This is a genomic window from Streptomyces smaragdinus (assembly GCF_009604385.1).
Taxonomy (GTDB): domain Bacteria; phylum Actinomycetota; class Actinomycetes; order Streptomycetales; family Streptomycetaceae; genus Streptomyces; species Streptomyces smaragdinus.
The window spans coordinates 130,865-146,853 of record NZ_WEGJ01000013.1; the positions used below are offsets into that span (position 1 = coordinate 130,865).

Annotated in this window: 12 protein-coding genes; 3 read left to right on the plus strand and 9 right to left on the minus strand. The window is 70.5% G+C overall.

The window, feature by feature from the left end; all coding sequences use genetic code 11:
* Positions 1-73: 73 nt before the first annotated feature.
* The 9 genes from SRB5_RS18545 to SRB5_RS18585 all read right to left on the minus strand — a co-directional run bounded on the left by SRB5_RS18545 (position 74) and on the right by SRB5_RS18585 (position 9,052).
* Positions 74-916: an alpha/beta fold hydrolase gene (locus tag SRB5_RS18545; protein WP_153453373.1), complete on the minus strand. Its 843-nt coding sequence runs from the start codon at positions 914-916 to the stop codon at positions 74-76.
* 67 nt (positions 917-983) lie between these two features.
* A complete protein-coding gene (locus tag SRB5_RS18550; RefSeq protein WP_153453375.1) occupies positions 984-1,931 on the minus strand; it encodes an alpha/beta hydrolase in 948 nt (315 codons plus the stop codon).
* 130 nt (positions 1,932-2,061) lie between these two features.
* On the minus strand, positions 2,062-3,660 hold the full coding sequence (gene qcrB, locus SRB5_RS18555) for a cytochrome bc1 complex cytochrome b subunit (RefSeq protein ID WP_153453377.1): 1,599 nt from the start codon (positions 3,658-3,660) through the stop codon (positions 2,062-2,064).
* 56 nt (positions 3,661-3,716) lie between these two features.
* Positions 3,717-4,013: a WhiB family transcriptional regulator gene (locus tag SRB5_RS18560; protein WP_153453379.1), complete on the minus strand. Its 297-nt coding sequence runs from the start codon at positions 4,011-4,013 to the stop codon at positions 3,717-3,719.
* Positions 4,014-4,101: 88 nt separating this feature from the next.
* On the minus strand, positions 4,102-4,854 hold the full coding sequence (locus tag SRB5_RS18565) for a sigma-70 family RNA polymerase sigma factor family protein (protein WP_153453381.1): 753 nt from the start codon (positions 4,852-4,854) through the stop codon (positions 4,102-4,104).
* Positions 4,855-5,053: 199 nt separating this feature from the next.
* Complete coding sequence (locus SRB5_RS18570; RefSeq protein WP_323378127.1) at positions 5,054-5,842, minus strand: succinate dehydrogenase/fumarate reductase iron-sulfur subunit; 789 nt, start codon at positions 5,840-5,842, stop codon at positions 5,054-5,056.
* Positions 5,839-7,779 carry a fumarate reductase/succinate dehydrogenase flavoprotein subunit gene (locus SRB5_RS18575; protein ID WP_153453382.1) on the minus strand — a complete coding sequence of 647 codons (1,941 nt, stop codon included), beginning with the start codon at positions 7,777-7,779 and terminating at the stop codon, positions 5,839-5,841. The genes SRB5_RS18570 and SRB5_RS18575 overlap by 4 nt, the downstream gene beginning before the upstream one ends.
* Positions 7,780-7,816: 37 nt before the next feature.
* On the minus strand, positions 7,817-8,599 hold the full coding sequence (locus SRB5_RS18580; RefSeq protein ID WP_323378128.1) for a hypothetical protein: 783 nt from the start codon (positions 8,597-8,599) through the stop codon (positions 7,817-7,819).
* 165 nt (positions 8,600-8,764) lie between these two features.
* Entirely contained in the window at positions 8,765-9,052 is a 288-nt protein-coding gene (locus SRB5_RS18585) for a hypothetical protein (protein WP_153453386.1), read from the minus strand.
* Between the two features lie 319 nt (positions 9,053-9,371).
* On the opposite strand from SRB5_RS18585, the gene SRB5_RS18590 reads away from it, so the two are divergent.
* The 3 genes from SRB5_RS18590 to SRB5_RS18600 all read left to right on the plus strand — a co-directional run bounded on the left by SRB5_RS18590 (position 9,372) and on the right by SRB5_RS18600 (position 15,951).
* Positions 9,372-11,747 (plus strand): ABC transporter family substrate-binding protein, encoded by a 2,376-nt coding sequence (locus tag SRB5_RS18590; RefSeq protein WP_407703938.1) that lies wholly within the window; start codon positions 9,372-9,374, stop codon positions 11,745-11,747.
* A 215-nt stretch (positions 11,748-11,962) separates the two neighbouring features.
* Entirely contained in the window at positions 11,963-13,876 is a 1,914-nt protein-coding gene (gene typA / locus SRB5_RS18595; RefSeq protein WP_153453388.1) for a translational GTPase TypA, read from the plus strand.
* A gap of 434 nt (positions 13,877-14,310) precedes the next feature.
* Positions 14,311-15,951, plus strand: a complete 1,641-nt coding sequence (locus tag SRB5_RS18600) for a peptide ABC transporter substrate-binding protein (protein ID WP_153453390.1) — start codon at positions 14,311-14,313, stop codon at positions 15,949-15,951.
* The last annotated feature ends 38 nt before the right edge of the window (positions 15,952-15,989 follow it).

The window sequence follows — 15,989 nt, forward strand, 5'->3', positions numbered from 1 at the left end:
GAGCCGTGGGCCCTGCTGGTGGCAGGGCGGCAGGACCCACGGAGTCAGGTGGCCTCCCTGCGGAGGCCGCGGGTCAGCGGACGGTGCGCGCCGCCGAGCGGATGAGGTCGGCGACGGCGTCCGGACGGGACACGCTCACCGCGTGCGAAGCACGCACCTCCACGGTGTGCGCCTTCGCGCGCTCCGCCATGAAGCGCTGCGTCTGTGCGGGGATGTTCTGGTCCTCGGAGGCCACCAGCACCCAGGACGGAATGGTCTTCCAGGCGGGTTCACCGGCACCCTCCTCCAGGGCCGCCCCGATGACGGGCCGCTGGGTCGCGGCCATCAGGTCGGTGGTGTTCTCGGACACGTCCGCGGCGAACTGCCGGTGGAACTTGGCCCGGTCGATGTACAGGTCGGCGCCCGCCGAGCCGTCCGGCAGCGTCACCGGAACGGGGACCAGCGCCTCGCCCAGGGTGCTGCCGGGAAACTTGGCCGCCAGCACGGCCGCGCTCTCCCCCTTCTCCGGCAGGAACGCGGCGACGAAGACCAGCGCCTCCACCTTGTCCGACCCCTGGGCCGCGGTGCTGATCACCGATCCGCCGTAGGAGTGCCCGACGAGGACCACCGGGCCGTCGATCGTGGCCAGGAGCTCCTTCAGATACGCGGAGTCACTGCTGAGCCCCCGCAGCGGGTTCGCGACGGCGACCACCGGATAGCCGTCGCCCCGCAGCTTCTTGACGACGCCGTTCCAGCTGCTGGAGTCGGCGAACGCGCCGTGCACCAGCACGACGGTCGGCTTGCGGTCGGTGCCGGCGCCCTTCTTTCCGGCGCTCGCCGGCGCGATCGACGCGGCGAGCAGGGCGGTGGCGACCGTGGCGGTGGCCATCAGGGTGAGGGGAATGCGGATGCGCTGGGCGAGGGAATGACGGGTCATGACAGGTCTGCCCTTCGTTCGAGGAATCCGTTCGGGGAGGTGCTGAGCAGGAGAAGGGGGCGCGGCGTCAGCCGTGCAGGGCCTCGCGCAGGGAGCGGACCGCCTGCCCCACCGCCGCGGTCGTGGCCCGGGTGGAGGCCAGGGGGTTCAGCATCATGAAGTCGTGGATGGTGCCGTTGAACCGGATGCTCGTGGTGGTGACCCCGGCCTGCAGCAGCTTGCGGGCGTACGCCTCGCCCTCGTCACGCAGCACGTCGTACGCGTCGACGAGAACGAGCGCCGGCGGCAGCCCCGCGAGCTCCTCCAGGCTCGCCCGCAGCGGGGAGGCGGTGATCTCCGCGCGCTGGGCGGCGTCCGGGGCGTACGAGTCCCAGAACCAGGCCATGCCCGCCGCCGTCAGATGCACCCCGTTCGCGAACTCCCGGTAGCTGTCGGTGTCCTGCGCGGCGTCCGTGACCGGGTAGTACATCGACTGCTGGACGAACGAGACGTCCCCCCGCCGCTTCGCCATGATGGCCAGGGCCGCCGTCATGTTGCCGCCGACGGAATCGCCTGCCACCGCGAGGCGGGACGCGTCCAGCCCCTCCTCGGCACCCTTGGCCGTGATCCACCGGGCGGTCGCGTAGCCCTGCTCGATCGCCACCGGGTAGCGGGCCTCCGGGGACCGGTCGTACTCGACGAACACCACGGCGACGTCCGCCCCGACGGCCAGCTCCCGCACCAGACGGTCGTGCGTGCCGGCGTTGCCGAGCACCCAGCCGCCGCCGTGCATGTAGAGGACGGCGGGCAGCGGGCCGGTGGCACCGGCGGGCTTGACGATCCGTACCGGTACGTCGCCCACCTCGGCCGGCACCGTGATCCACTTCTCCGTCACGTCCGGCTTCGCGACCGGGCCGGCCTGCACGTCGTCCAGGGCCTTGCGGGCGCCCTCGACGCCGAGCTCGTGCAGCAGCGGCGGCTGCGCGGCGGCCTCGGCGAAGGCCTGTGCGGCGGGTTCCAGAACGGGCTTGCTCATGGTCTGTGCTCCTTGGCTACGCAGGTGGTGCCTGCTCTCACTGAGTTGACCGGCATACGGGAGAATGTGTGACAACACATGACGAAGGGGGCACACGCTGTCGTGTGCCCCCTTCGTCTCCCCTCGTCCGTCAGTGCCTGCCGGAACTCTCCAGGTACTGCCGCTCGGTGGGCTTGGCCACCTGGGCGTCCGTGCCGTACAGCCGCCGGCTGAGCCCCGTGCGCAGCCGCCGCAGCGGGCCGTGCCGCTCCGGCTCCGGGTCGGGCACCGGCGCGTACTGCTCGTGCGCGGTCAGGACGTGCAGCCGGTCCGGGCCGAGCGGCTCGTGGACCTCGACGAAGCCGCCGTCCGGCAGCCGCTTGATCACGCCCGTCTCCCGGCCGTGCAGCACCTCGTCCCGGTCGCGGTACTGCAGCCCCAGCGCCCAGCGCTTGGTGATCACGAACGCCAGGACCGGTACGGCGAACAGCGCGATCCGTACACCCCAGGTGATGGCGTTGACGGAGACGTGGAAGCGGGTGGCCAGGATGTCGTTGGCCCCGCCGGTCAGGGCGACCGCGTAGAAGCTCAGCCAGGCCACGCCCAGCGCGGTGCGCACCGGGCGGTTGCGCGGCCGGTCCAGGAGGTGCTGCTCGTGGTCGTCGTCGGTGAGCCACGCCTCCAGATACGGGTACAGGCCCAGCACGACGAAGAACAGCATGCCCGCGGTCAGCGGGATCAGGTTGTCCAGCGCCAGCGTGTGCCCCCAGGCCGTGACCTCCCAGCCCGGCATGACCCGCAGCAGCCCGTCGGCCACCCCCATGTACCAGTCGGGCTGCGACCCGGCGGAGACCTGGTCCGGCCGGTACGGCCCGTACAGCCACACGGGGTTGATCTGCGTGGTCCCGGCGATCAGCAGGATCACGCCGGCCACCACGAAGAAGTACCCGGCGGACTTCACCAGGTGGACCCGCAGCGGCAGCCCCACGACATTGCGCCCGGTCCGTCCCGACCCGGGGAACTGGGTGTGCCGGTGGCGCAGCACCAGGAACAGGTGGGCGCCGAACAGCGCGACCATCACGGCCGGGATGACCAGCACGTGGACCACGTTGAACCGCGCCACGATGTCGTCCCCGGGGAACTCCCCGCCGAAGAGGAACAGCGCGATGTACGTCCCCACGAACGGCACCGACAGCAGCGTCCCGTAGACAACCGACAGCCCCGTACCGGACAGCAGGTCGTCCGGCAGGTCGTAGCCCGTCAGCCCCGCGAACATCCCGACGACCAGCAGCGAGAACCAGATCAGCCAGGTCAGCTCGCGCGGCTTGCGGAACGCGCCGGTGAAGAAGAGCCGCATCAGATGGGCGAGGAGCGCCGCCTCCATGACGAGCGCCGCCCAGTGATGGGCCTGGCGGATGAGGAGGCCGCCGCGCACCTCGAAGGAGATGTGCAGCGTGGAGTCGAACGCGGCGGAGACCCACTGGCCGCGCAGCGGGGCGTAGCTGCCGTCGTACTGGACCGGAACCATCGAGGGGTCGAAGTACAGGGACAGATACACGCCGGTCAGCAGGACGACGACGAAGCTGTAGAGGGCTATCTGCCCCAGCAGGAAGGACCAGTGCTGGGGGACGGCGCCGCGCAGTATCCGGCTCGCCGCGGTGCCGCCGGGGCCGAGACGGGCCCGGGCCCAGCCGGCGATGCGCTCTCCCGACCCCGGCCCGGGTGGCGTTGTTTTCTCCTGAACAGACATTCCTGTCCCCATCCAGATTCGTTCGAAGGGGTGCTACGGGGCGGGGCGGCGCGGGCTCACGCCGCCTCGGCCCCGGGTTCCTCACCGTGCCGGAGACGGACGGCGGGGCGGCGCATCAGCCGCCGCTCGGCCTCGGTGGTACCGCCCCAGATGCCGCCGACCTGGACCCGCATGGCCCAGGCCAGGCACGACGCCCGGACGGGGCAGCGGCCGCAGACGGCCTTGGCCTCGTCGATCTGGAGGAGCATCGGACCGGTGTCGCCGATCGGGAAGAACAGCTCGGGGTCCTCCCGCTGACACACGGCCTCCTCGCGCCAGAACGCGAAGAAGTCCCGCTGCGCCGCAGCGTCCATGGCACTGCACCTCCTGGTCTCGAATCCGGGGTCGTAGATGAGACCGTTCAAAAGGCGCGTGTGTGACATCCGGGTCGCGGGGACCGCGTCAGGGGCGGGCGTTCCTGTTCCAGGGGCGGAGCTTGTCGGGGTTGACGGTGACCCAGAGCTGGGTGGCGCGGCCGTCGGCGACCGTGAGGCTGATGATCGCGGCGACCCGGCCCCGGTAGTGGACCAGCAGCGCGGTGCGCCCGTTCACGGAACGGGGGGCCATGGTGACGTCCGCCCGCGGGGGCAGCAGCGTCAGCAGGCTGCGGGCGGCCTCCCGGGGGCCGTCCGCGGGCCGGGTGCGGGCCCGGACCTTGCCCCCGCTGTCGTACAGCGCCGTGACGTTCTCCGCCAGCACCGCCTCCAGCCCCGCGGCGTCCGCCCGCTCGCAGGCGTCGCGTACGGCGTGCACCACGGTGTCGTGCTCCCCGTGCGGCACCGGCCGCGAGCGCGGGCCGCGGGGGAGGGCGCCGAAGACGTCGTTCAGCACGAACTGCGCCCGCTCCGCCGGGGACAGCGTGACCAGCGCCTCGCGCAGCACCCGGCAGGCGGAGGTGTCGGCGGCGCCGGGCGCGTCCACCGGGCCGGACGGGGCCGGACGCGGGGCCAGCGCCCGTACGGCGTCCGCCAGCCACGCACCGGGGTCCCCGACCGCCCGCCGCTCGGCGCACGTCAGCCCGAACCACCGGCGGTACGCCGCGTCCACCACGTCCCGCGATCCGGGGTCACCGGCGGTCAGGCGGTCCGCGAGCTCCTCGAGCCCCCGCCGCTCGTCGACCAGCTCCGCCAGCGACACCCCCTCACCCTCACGCATCGGACCCTCCCTGTCGGCACCACGGGCGCCGTAGTCTGCCATCTGCGTGCCCCGAAAACAGCGTCGCTGACCAGGTCTTTACCGGTGGTCACAGCCGTGCGGGGTATCCGGTCAGTGGGGTGGTGCCCCCTGCCGCCGTACGGCGAACGCCCCCGCGGAGACCGACTCCGCGAGGGCGTTCGAGAGGCTGTGCCGGGTGCTACTGCCCCCGCCGCCGGATCTTGTTGCCGAGCCACACCAGCGGGTCGTACTTACGGTCCGCCGCGCGCTCCTTCAGCGGGATCAGCGCGTTGTCCGTGATCTTGATGTGCTCCGGGCAGACCTCCGTGCAGCACTTGGTGATGTTGCAGTAGCCCAGCCCGTGGTCCTCCTGGGCCGACCGCTTGCGGTCCAGCCCGGACTCCTCCGCCGCGTCCAGCGGATGCATGTCGAGCTCAGCGACCCGCATCAGGAACCGTGGCCCGGCGAAGGCCTCCTTGTTCTCCTCGTGGTCACGCACCGCGTGGCAGGTGTCCTGGCACAGGAAGCACTCGATGCACTTGCGGAACTCCTGCGACCGGTTCACGTCCTCCTGCTGCATCCGGTACTCGCCGGGCCCGAGGTCCGGCGGCGGTACGAACGCCGGGACCTCACGGGCCTTCTGGTAGTTGAACCCGACGTCCGTCACCAGGTCCCGCACCACCGGGAACGCCCGCAACGGCGTCACCGTGATGGTCTCCTCGGGGGAGAACACCGACATCCGCGTCATGCACATCAGCCGCGGCCGGCCGTTGACCTCCGCGCTGCACGAGCCGCATTTCCCGGCCTTGCAGTTCCAGCGCACGGCGAGGTCGGGGGCCTGGGTGGCCTGCAGCCGGTGGATGATGTCGAGGACGACCTCGCCCTCGTTCACCTCGACCCGGAAGTCCTCGAGGGCGCCGCCGCCGGTGTCACCGCGCCAGACCTTGAAGTGGGCCTTGTAGGTCTTGCTGGGGGGTGCGGTGGTCACTGCGTCAGCTCCTCGTCGGTCAGGTACTTCACCAGCTCGTCCTTGTCGAACAGATCGAGCAGATCCGTACGGATCGGCGGCATGTCCCGCTTCTCCAGCCGGATCTGGCCGCGCTCCGGGTCCGTGGCGGACAGCCCGCCGGTCGGGTCCGTGAGCCGGCACACGAGATTGGACTTGCGCCACTCGCGGTCCATCCCCGGATAGTCGTCCCGGGTGTGGCCGCCGCGGGACTCGGTGCGCTCCCGCGCCGCGCGCGCCACGCACTCGCTGACCAGCAGCATGTTGCGCAGGTCGATCGCCAGATGCCAGCCGGGGTTGAACTGCCGGTGCCCCTCGACCCCGGCCCGCCGGGCGCGGACCCGGAAGCCGGCGAGCTTGCGCAGCGCCTCGCTCATCTCCGCCTCGCTGCGGATGATGCCGACGAGGTCGTTCATCGTCTGCTGGAGCTCCTGGTGGATGGTGTACGGGTTCTCCGCCGCGGCGGCCGCCTCGTCACCCTCGCCGTCGGCCGCGCTGAACGGCCGCAGGGCCTCCGCGGACGCCGAGGCGATCTGCCCGTCGTCGACCGCCGGCCGGTCCTCGCCCAGGGCGACCGAGTACTCGGCGGCGTACTTGCCGGCGCGGCGCCCGAAGACCAGCAGGTCGGACAGCGAGTTGCCGCCGAGCCGGTTGGAGCCGTGCATCCCGCCGGCCACCTCACCGGCCGCGAAGAGCCCCGGCACGCCGAGCGCCGCCGTGGTGTCGGGGTCGACGTCGACCCCGCCCATCACGTAGTGGCAGGTCGGGCCGACCTCCATGGGCTCGGTGGTGATGTCGACGCCCGCCAGCTCCTTGAACTGGTGGTGCATCGAGGGCAGCTTGCGCCGGATGACCTCGGGGCTGAGCCGGGTCGAGACGTCCAGGAAGACACCGCCGTGCGGGGAGCCCCGGCCGGCCTTGACCTCGGAGTTGATGGCGCGGGCCACCTCGTCGCGGGGGAGCAGCTCGGGCGGGCGGCGGTTGTTCAGCTGGTCCTCGTACCAGCGGTCGCCCTCCTCCTCGGACTGGGCGTACTTCTCCTTGAAGATGTCCGGGATGTAGTCGAACATGAACCGCTTGCCCTCGCTGTTGCGCAGGACACCGCCGTCGCCGCGGACGGACTCGGTGACGAGGATGCCCTTCACCGACGGCGGCCAGACCATCCCCGTGGGGTGGAACTGGACGAACTCCATGTTCAGCAGCGACCCGCCGGCCAGCAGCGCCAGCGCGTGCCCGTCGCCGGTGTACTCCCAGGAGTTGGACGTCGTCTTGAACGACTTCCCGATGCCGCCGGTAGCCAGCACCACGGCCGGCGTCTCGATGACGAAGAACCGGCCGGACTCCCGCTCGTAGCAGAAGACCCCGGAGACCCGGTCGCCGTCCTTGAGGATGCGGGTCACCGTGCACTCCTGGAAGACCTTGATCCGCGACTCGTAGTCGCCGGTCTCCTTGAAGTCCTCCTGCTGCAGCGACACCACCTTCTGCTGGAGCGTCCGGATCAGCTCCAGCCCCGTGCGGTCACCGACGTGCGCCAGCCGCGGGTACTCGTGGCCGCCGAAGTTGCGCTGCGAGATCTTGCCGTCCTTCGTACGGTCGAAGAGCGCGCCCCACGTCTCCAGCTCCCAGACCCGGTCCGGGGCCTCCTTGGCGTGCAGCTCCGCCATCCGCCAGTGGTTCAGGAACTTCCCGCCGCGCATCGTGTCGCGGAAGTGGACCTGCCAGTTGTCGCTGTCGTTCACGTTGCCCATCGAGGCGGCGATACCGCCCTCGGCCATCACCGTGTGGGCCTTGCCGAACAGGGACTTGCAGATGATCGCGGTGCGCAGACCCTGTTCGCGGGCCTCGATGGCCGCCCGCAGACCGGCACCGCCGGCCCCGACGACCACGACGTCCCACTGCTGTCGTTCGACGTGCGTCATTGCTTGTCGCTTCCCTCTCTACGGATCCCGCGCGGGATCAGAACAGCACCGGATCGCTGAAGGCGCCGCTGGCCAGCAGATACACATAGAAGTCGGCCGCCGCCACGCTGATCAGCGAGGCCCACGCCAGCTGCATGTGCCGCTCGTTGAGCTTCCCCACCCAGGTCCACATGCGGTAGCGCACGGGGTGCTTGGAGAAGTGCCGCAGCTTGCCGCCGATCAGATGTCTGCAGGAGTGGCAGGAGAGGGTGTACGCCCAGATCAGCACGATGTTGACCAGGAAGACCAGCGTGCCCAGGCCCATGTGGCCGAACTCGTAGGAGTCGTCGCGGAAGGCCAGCACCGTGTCGTACGTGAGGATTCCCGCGACCGGGACGGCCGCGTAGAAGAAGTAGCGGTGCATGTTCTGCATGATCAGCGGGAAGCGGGTCTCCCCGGAGTACTTCGCGTGCGGCTCGCTCACCGCGCAGGCCGGCGGCGACGCCCAGAAGGCGCGGTAGTAGGCCTTGCGGTAGTAGTAGCAGGTGAGCCGGAAGCCCAGCGGGAAGATCAGGATCAGCAGCGCGGGGGACAGGCCCCACCAGCTGCCGAGGAGATCGAAGTTCGGCCCGTTGCGCATGTCCCGGCAGTTGTCCGCCAGACACGGCGAGTAGAACGGCGAGACGTAGGGCGCGGCGTAGTAGTCCGTGTCCGCGAAGGCCCGCCAGGTCGAGTACACGACGAAGAGGAACAGTCCGGTGAACGTGACTGCGGGCTGCAGCCACCACCGGTCGGTACGCAGGTGCTTGGCGGTGATCGCCGCGCGTCCGGGGGACGTCACGCCGCCGGTGGGCGAGGGCGGCGATGCGGGCGGATCGGGCGTTTCCGGTGTTTCGGTGGCTTGCGTGGCCAAGGGATTCTCCGACGACGGTTCCGGGGCTCCGCCCCGGGGGTTGGGTGCGTGTGAACGGGCGGACGCGGCCGGGCGGGGCCGCGGGACGGTGGGTCAGGGGGCGTGTCGGCCCTGTACGCCCAGCCCCTCGTCGTCCGCGTCCGTCCACAGCGAGCGGTCGTAGGGCTGGTCGGGGACGGTGATCCACTCCCGCTCGGCCGGCTTCGCCGCGGGGGTGCACTCCCGTAACAGGGCCAGGCTCTCGCGCAGGTGCTCCGAGTCCGTACGGACCCGGCGGATCTCGAGCGTGCCGGGGCCGACGGCTGCCTCGAGCCGGCCGATGGTGCGCGCGAGGTCGTCCAGGCAGCGTTGCGCTGCCGTCAGTTCTTCGTGCAGGGACATGCTTTGCCCTCACCTCTCCGCAACGTTGCGGCGCTGACCTTCGTGAGTGTTGCGCGTCACAGTCGCGCTTGGGAAGGGATCTGCGGATTTCCGCTCCGCAGAGTGAGGAGTCGTGTCGTCCTGACGGGGTGTCAGGGCGGCGGCGGGTCGTAAAACGTACGGGCATATAGGGGCACGACTGCGCCGGACGGGTTGAATCACGGCGGTGGTGCGCGTGTCGCCGGGGTGCCGGGGTCGCGCGCACGTTCAGTGGTGGGACACAGACCGATGTGATGAGCAGGAAAAGAGCCCGAACGAGGGCATCGCGGAGGTAAAGGTCATGTCCCGTCCCCACCGGTCCCCGGCCGCCCACCCGCTCCGGACGCCCCGCCGCCCCGCGCACCGAACGGCGCACCGGACCGTACGCCGCTCGGCGGCCCTGCTCGCGGCGGGCATGCTGCTGCCCCTCGGCGGCTGCAGCACCGGCGACGGCGCCGCGCCAGCCGCGGCCCAGGACATCGCGGTCGCCGCGCGGCAGGAGCTGCGGTCCGGCGGGACGGCCCGCTGGGCGGTCGACGCCGCGCCGCAGACGTACAACGTCTTCCAGTCGGACTCCTCGGAGGCCACCGAACGGATCGCCGGCGCCGTACTGCCGGCGCTCTTCGTCCTCGACGAGCGGGGCCGGCCCCGGGCGAATCCCGACTATCTGCGGGGCGCGGAGATCACCGAGCGCACGCCGAAGCAGGTGGTGGTCTACCGGCTCAACCCGAAGGCGAAGTGGAGCGACGGCCAGCCGATCGCCGTGGAGGACTTCCGGGCCCAGTGGCAGGCGCTGAACGGGAAGGACGCCGCGTACTGGACGGCCCGCAACGCCGGGTACGACAAGATCGAGTCGGTCTCCGCGGGCAAGGAGCCCGGCGAGGTGCGGGTCGTCTTCAAGCAGCACTACGCCGACTGGGAGGCGCTGTTCACGCCGCTGTACCCGCAGAGCGTGACGGGCAGCCCCGAGGCGTTCAACACCGGCTCGCGCACCCGGCTCGACGTGGTCGCCGGGCCGTTCACGATGGTGCCGGACACGGGCGACGGCAAGACGCGCAAGAAGGACGGGGACGGGCAGGCCGCCCGGCCGCAGGCGCCAGCCGGGCCGGTGACCCTGGTGCGCAACGCCGCCTGGTGGGGCCGGCCGGCGCTGCTGGACAGCATCGTCTTCACCGCCGTGCCGCGCGAGGAGCGTGCGGCGGCGCTGCGCGCCGGGAAGGTCGACATCGCCGAGGTGGACCGGGACCTCGCCCTGGAGGTCAGGCACGCGCTGAAGGAGCAGAAGCGCGCGGCGGCGGCCAAGAACGCGGAGCGCGGCGCCGCCGACGGCAAGAACAACGACGACCACCCCCAGTCCGGCCAGGGCCGGGCCGGGGCGCCGAACCAGCGGGTCGACGAGGTCCAGGTCGGCGTGGGCCACATGCGGGCCGCCGAGCGCGAGGCGGCGGCCGGCGACGACAAACCAGCCGACACCGAGCCCGGGGCCGCGAAGCCCGGCGGCGGCAGGCGGGCCGACGCCAAGCCCGGCGACGACGCCGAGTCCCCCGCCGCCCGCCTCGCCCGCGCCTACACCATCCACCGGGCCCTGGAGCCCGCGTACACCCAGCTCGCGCTCAACGGCAGCGACGGCCCCCTGGCCGACGAGCAGGTCCGCCGCGGGGTGGCCCGCGCCATCGACCGCGCCGTCATCGCCCGCAGCGTGCTGGCCCCCCTCGGGCTGCCGGAGGCGCCCCTGGGCAGCCATCTGCTGATGGGCGCCCAGGAGGGCTACAGCGACCACAGCGCGGCCCTCGGCCGCCAGGACATCGAGGCGGCGCAGGCGCTGATCGCCGACTCGGGCTGGAAGCAGGGCCCGGTCGGCGGCCCGGGGGCAAAGGACGAGGCGGACCGGCGGGCCGACGACGCCAAGGCCCCCTTCGTCCGCACCCCGCTGACCACGGGCCCCCCGATCTCCGTGAGCCCCGGCCTCGGCGTACAGCACGGGACGCTCGCCGAGCAGGCGAAGCTGGCGAAGCTCGCGTACGAGTACGGCGAGGACAGCGAGGAGTACACCCGGGCCCGCAAGAAGGCGCGGGGCCGGATCGACCGGCTGATGCGCGAGAGCTCCCCGCTGCTGCAGGCCGCGGCGAACCCCGTGCAGCGGCCGTTCGTCAAGGACGGCAAGCCGCTGACGCTGCGGTTCGTGGTGCCCGAGGACGCCGCGTCCGGGCAGCTGCGCCAGGTCGCCGCGCGGATCGTGCGGATGCTGGACAACGTGGGCGTGCGCACCGAGGTCGTGCAGACCGGCAGCGCCGGCTACTTCCGTGACTTCATCGCCTCCGGCGACTACGACCTGGCCCTGTACTCCTGGCCCGGCACCGCCTACCCGGCGACCGACGCCCGCCCCATCTACGCCAAGCCCGTCCCCTCGGCCGACGGCTCGCTGATGGTCGCGCAGAACTACACCCGCGTCGGTACGGACGAGATCGACCGCCTGATGGACAAGGCCGCCGGGGAGCTGGACGACCGGGTCGCCCGGGACCTGCTGTCCCGCGCGGACGCCCGGATCTGGGCGGCGGCCGGCTCCGTACCGCTCTACCAGCGCCCAGAGCTGGTCGCGGTGAAGAAGGACCTGCGCAACGCCGGCGCCTTCGGCTTCGCGACCCCCCGCTACCAGGACATCGGCTACCGGCGGTAACGCATCTGGCATCATCCGTCACAGCGCGCGGCCGGACCCCCGGGTCCGGCCGTGTGGCGTCGCACACGGCCGTTCGGCCCTGGGCGGGCGGTATCCTCCGGGGCCCGTAAAATGGGGTGAGGCCGCGGCTTGTCCTGCCCGGCAACGGTGAGGTGCAGACGCTGTCCCCAGCGGGTGCCCGCCGACTTCACGATTCCGGGAGAAGCGCCGCACGTATGGCTGTCACTCAGCGCCACGATATCCGCAATGTCGCCATCGTCGCCCATGTCGACCACGGCAAGACGACCCTGGTCGACGCGATGCTCAAGCAGGCGGGCGCGTTCGCCGCCCACCAGCTGGAGTCGGTCGACGACCGGGTGATGGACTCCAACGACCTCGAGCGCGAGAAGGGCATCACCATTCTCGCCAAGAACACCGCGGTCAAGTACCACCCCAAGGAGGGTGGCGACCCGATCACCATCAACATCATCGACACCCCCGGCCACGCCGACTTCGGCGGTGAGGTCGAGCGCGGCCTGTCGATGGTCGACGCGGTCGTGCTGCTGGTGGACGCCTCCGAGGGCCCGCTGCCGCAGACCCGCTTCGTGCTGCGCAAGGCCCTGCAGGCCCGGATGCCCGTCATCCTGTGCATCAACAAGACGGACCGCCCCGACAGCCGCATCGACGAGGTCGTCAACGAGACGTACGACCTCTTCCTCGACCTGGACGCGGACGAGGAGCAGATCGAGTTCCCCATCGTCTACGCCTGCGCCCGCGACGGCGTCGCCTCGCTGACCAAGCCGGCCGACGGCACGGTCCCGCAGGACTCGCAGAACCTGGAGCCGTTCTTCTCCACCATCCTGGACACGGTCCCGGCCCCGTCGTACGAGGAGGACGGCCCGCTCCAGGCGCACGTCACCAACCTCGACGCCGACAACTTCCTCGGCCGTATCGCGCTGCTCCGCGTGGAGCAGGGCGAGCTGCGCAAGGGCCAGACCGTCGCGTGGATCAAGCGCGACGGCTCGGTGCAGAACGTGCGCATCAGCGAGCTGATGATGACCGAGGCGCTCACCCGCAAGCCCGCCGAGAAGGCCGGCCCCGGTGACATCTGCGCCGTCGCCGGTATCCCCGACATCATGATCGGCGAGACCCTGGCGGACCCGGAGAACCCGGTCGCGCTGCCGCTGATCACGGTCGACGAGCCGGCGATCTCCATGACCATCGGTACGAACACCTCCCCGCTGGTCGGCCGCGGCGGCACCGGCAAGGGCGCCGGGAACAAGGCGGCCGTCAAGGACCGCAAGGTCACCGCGCGCCAGGTCAAGGACCGCCTCGACCGCGAGCTCGTCGGCAACGTGTCGCTGCGGGTGCTGGACACCGAGCGCCCCGACGCCTGGGAGGTGCAGGGCCGCGGCGAGCTGGCCCTCGCCATCCTGGTGGAGCAGATGCGCCGGGAGGGCTACGAGCTGACCGTCGGCAAGCCCCAGGTCGTCACCAAGGAGGTCGACGGCAAGGTCCACGAGCCCGTCGAGCGGATGACCGTCGACGTGCCCGAGGAGCACATGGGCGCGGTCACGCAGCTCATGGGCACCCGCAAGGGCCGGATGGACAACATGTCCAACCACGGCTCGGGCTGGGTCCGGATGGAGTTCGTCGTCCCGTCCCGCGGCCTGATCGGCTTCCGTACGGAGTTCCTCACCAACACCCGCGGCACGGGCATCGCCCACTCGATCCACGAGGGCCACGAGCCCTGGTTCGGCCCCCTGCAGACCCGTAACAACGGCTCGCTGGTCGCGGACCGGGCCGGCGCGGTCACCGCGTTCGCCATGACGAACCTGCAGGAGCGCGGCGTGCTCTTCACCGAGCCGGGCACCGAGGTGTACGAGGGCATGATCGTCGGTGAGAACTCGCGCGCCGACGACATGGACGTGAACATCACCAAGGAGAAGAAGCTCACCAACATGCGCTCCGCCTCGGCCGACACCTTCGAGGCGATCGTGCCGCCGCGCAAGCTCTCCCTGGAGCAGTCCCTGGAGTTCTGCCGCGACGACGAGTGCGTCGAGGTGACGCCGGAGGCGGTCCGTATCCGCAAGGTCAACCTGGACGCCCGCGAGCGCGCCCGCGCGGCCTCGCGCGCCAAGCACGGCTGACGCCGCGCGACCGCCGCCCGCAGGGGCCGGACCGGGATCTCCCGGACCGGCCCCTGCTGCGTTTCCCCGGGAAGCGGGGGGTTACTGTCGTATTTCACCGCTTCGAGAGCGGTTTGCGTCCCGAATAACGGACCATCGCGTCCGGATAGCGGACTACACGAGTGTGATTTATTACTCATGACCTTGGCGTATGACCCATATTGTCCGAGTTTGGATAGTCGATTTGGGGCATTGTGACGTCCCCGTCAGAGGCACTGCCGTGACTTTTGGGACTTCTGTGCACAAGGATGGGGCCGATTCAGCTCGGGTCAACGGGCGTAGAACCGTCCGCGAGCAAAGGGGTCCGGCCCGACGGCCGCTGTCAGGGGTGTCAGCGCCGGTGCGGAACAGCCCCGCTCTCGTAAGAACAGTGGCTTCCTGAGGAGGAACCCCTCATGCGCGGTGCCAAGAGCGCCAAGTGGGTCGCTGCCGCCATCGTCGTCGCGACGGCGGCGACAGCCTGCGGCAGCAGTGACGATTCCAGCGGCTCCGGTGGTGGGGGCGGCGGCAATGTCGTCCGGGCCTCCTGGGCCGACCCGCAGAACCCGCTCGAGCCGGCCAACACCAACGAGGTGCAGGGCGGCAAGGTCCTCGACATGATCTTCGAGGGCCTCAAGGTCTACAACCCGAAGACCGGCGCGGCCGAGGACGCGATGGCCGAGTCCATCGACTCCAAGGACCAGCAGAACTTCACGATCAAGGTGAAGGACGGCTACAAGTTCTCCGACGGCACCGCCGTCACCGCCAAGTCGTACGTCGACGCCTGGAACTACGGCGCCCTCGTCACGAACAAGCAGAACTCGTCGTACTTCTTCTCCGACATCAAGGGCTACGACGAGGTCCACCCGGCCGACGAGACGTCGAAGCCGTCCGCGAAGACCATGTCCGGTCTGAAGCTGGTGGACGACAGCACCTTCACCGTCGCCCTCAAGACGAAGGCCTCCACCTGGCCGGAGCGCCTGGGCTACAAGGCGTTCGCGCCGCTGCCCGAGATGTTCTTCACCGACCACGCCGCCTACCTGGCCAAGCCGGTCGGCAACGGCCCGTACAAGGTCGACTCCTACACCAAGGGCACCGGCCTGAAGCTCTCGGTCAACGAGAACTACGGCGGCGAGTCCAAGCCCGCCAACGACGGCGTCGAGCTCAAGGTGTACACGGACAACAACACCGCGTACAACGACCTCCAGGCCGGCAACATCGACCTCGTCGACGACATCCCGGCCGCCCAGCTGGGCAACGCCGAGTCGGACCTGCAGGGCCGCTTCATCAACCAGCCGGCCGGCATCATCCAGACCGTGTCGTTCCCGCTCTACAAGGGCGAGTGGAACAAGCCGGGCATGGAGAAGGTCCGCCAGGGTCTGTCGATGGCCATCGACCGCGAGGCCATCACCAAGCAGATCTTCCAGGGCTCCCGCACCCCGGCCTCCGACCTGACCTCGCCGGCCATCGGCGTCGACGGCGGCTTCAAGGAGGGCCTGGCCGGCGACACCGTGAAGTACGACCCGGCGAAGGCCAAGGCCCTGATCACCGAGGGCGGCGGCATCCCCGGCGGCAAGTTCACCATCAGCTCCAACGCCGACACCGGTTCCCACAAGGACTGGATCGACGCGGTCTGCAACAGCATCAACAAGACCATGGGCGACAACGTCTGCACGGCCAACATGGTCGGCACCTTCGGTGACTTCCGTAACCAGGTCGTCAACGAGAAGATCGACGGTCTGTTCCGCACCGGCTGGCAGATGGACTACCCGCTGATCGAGAACTTCATCACGCCGCTCTACACCACCAACGGTTCGAGCAACGACGCGAAGTACTCCAACCCCAAGGTCGACCAGCTGGTCGCCCAGGCCAACGCGGAGCCCGACACCAAGAAGGCGATCTCGCTCTTCCAGGACGCCGAGCGCCAGGTCATCGCCGACATGCCGATCATCCCGCTCTGGTACCAGAACGGCACCGCCGGCTACTCGGACCGTGTCGAGAACGTGCAGCTGAACCCGTTCAGCGTCCCGGTGTTCACCGACATCACCGTCAAGTAAGGGCCACCGCCCGCACGCAGTAAGCGGCCGGCAGCCGG

What these genes read in the sequence shown, in the direction of transcription:
- SRB5_RS18545 (WP_153453373.1), bottom strand. Translation starts at nt 916, where the DNA reads ATGACCCGTCATTCCCTCGCCCAGCGCATCCGCATTCCCCTCACCCTG.
- SRB5_RS18575 (WP_153453382.1), bottom strand. Translation starts at nt 7,779, where the DNA reads ATGACGCACGTCGAACGACAGCAGTGGGACGTCGTGGTCGTCGGGGCC.
- typA (WP_153453388.1), top strand. Translation starts at nt 11,963, where the DNA reads ATGGCTGTCACTCAGCGCCACGATATCCGCAATGTCGCCATCGTCGCC.
- SRB5_RS18590 (WP_407703938.1), top strand. Translation starts at nt 9,372, where the DNA reads ATGTCCCGTCCCCACCGGTCCCCGGCCGCCCACCCGCTCCGGACGCCC.
- SRB5_RS18550 (WP_153453375.1), bottom strand. Translation starts at nt 1,931, where the DNA reads ATGAGCAAGCCCGTTCTGGAACCCGCCGCACAGGCCTTCGCCGAGGCC.
- SRB5_RS18585 (WP_153453386.1), bottom strand. Translation starts at nt 9,052, where the DNA reads ATGTCCCTGCACGAAGAACTGACGGCAGCGCAACGCTGCCTGGACGAC.
- SRB5_RS18560 (WP_153453379.1), bottom strand. Translation starts at nt 4,013, where the DNA reads ATGGACGCTGCGGCGCAGCGGGACTTCTTCGCGTTCTGGCGCGAGGAG.
- qcrB (WP_153453377.1), bottom strand. Translation starts at nt 3,660, where the DNA reads ATGTCTGTTCAGGAGAAAACAACGCCACCCGGGCCGGGGTCGGGAGAG.
- SRB5_RS18600 (WP_153453390.1), top strand. Translation starts at nt 14,311, where the DNA reads ATGCGCGGTGCCAAGAGCGCCAAGTGGGTCGCTGCCGCCATCGTCGTC.
- SRB5_RS18565 (WP_153453381.1), bottom strand. Translation starts at nt 4,854, where the DNA reads ATGCGTGAGGGTGAGGGGGTGTCGCTGGCGGAGCTGGTCGACGAGCGG.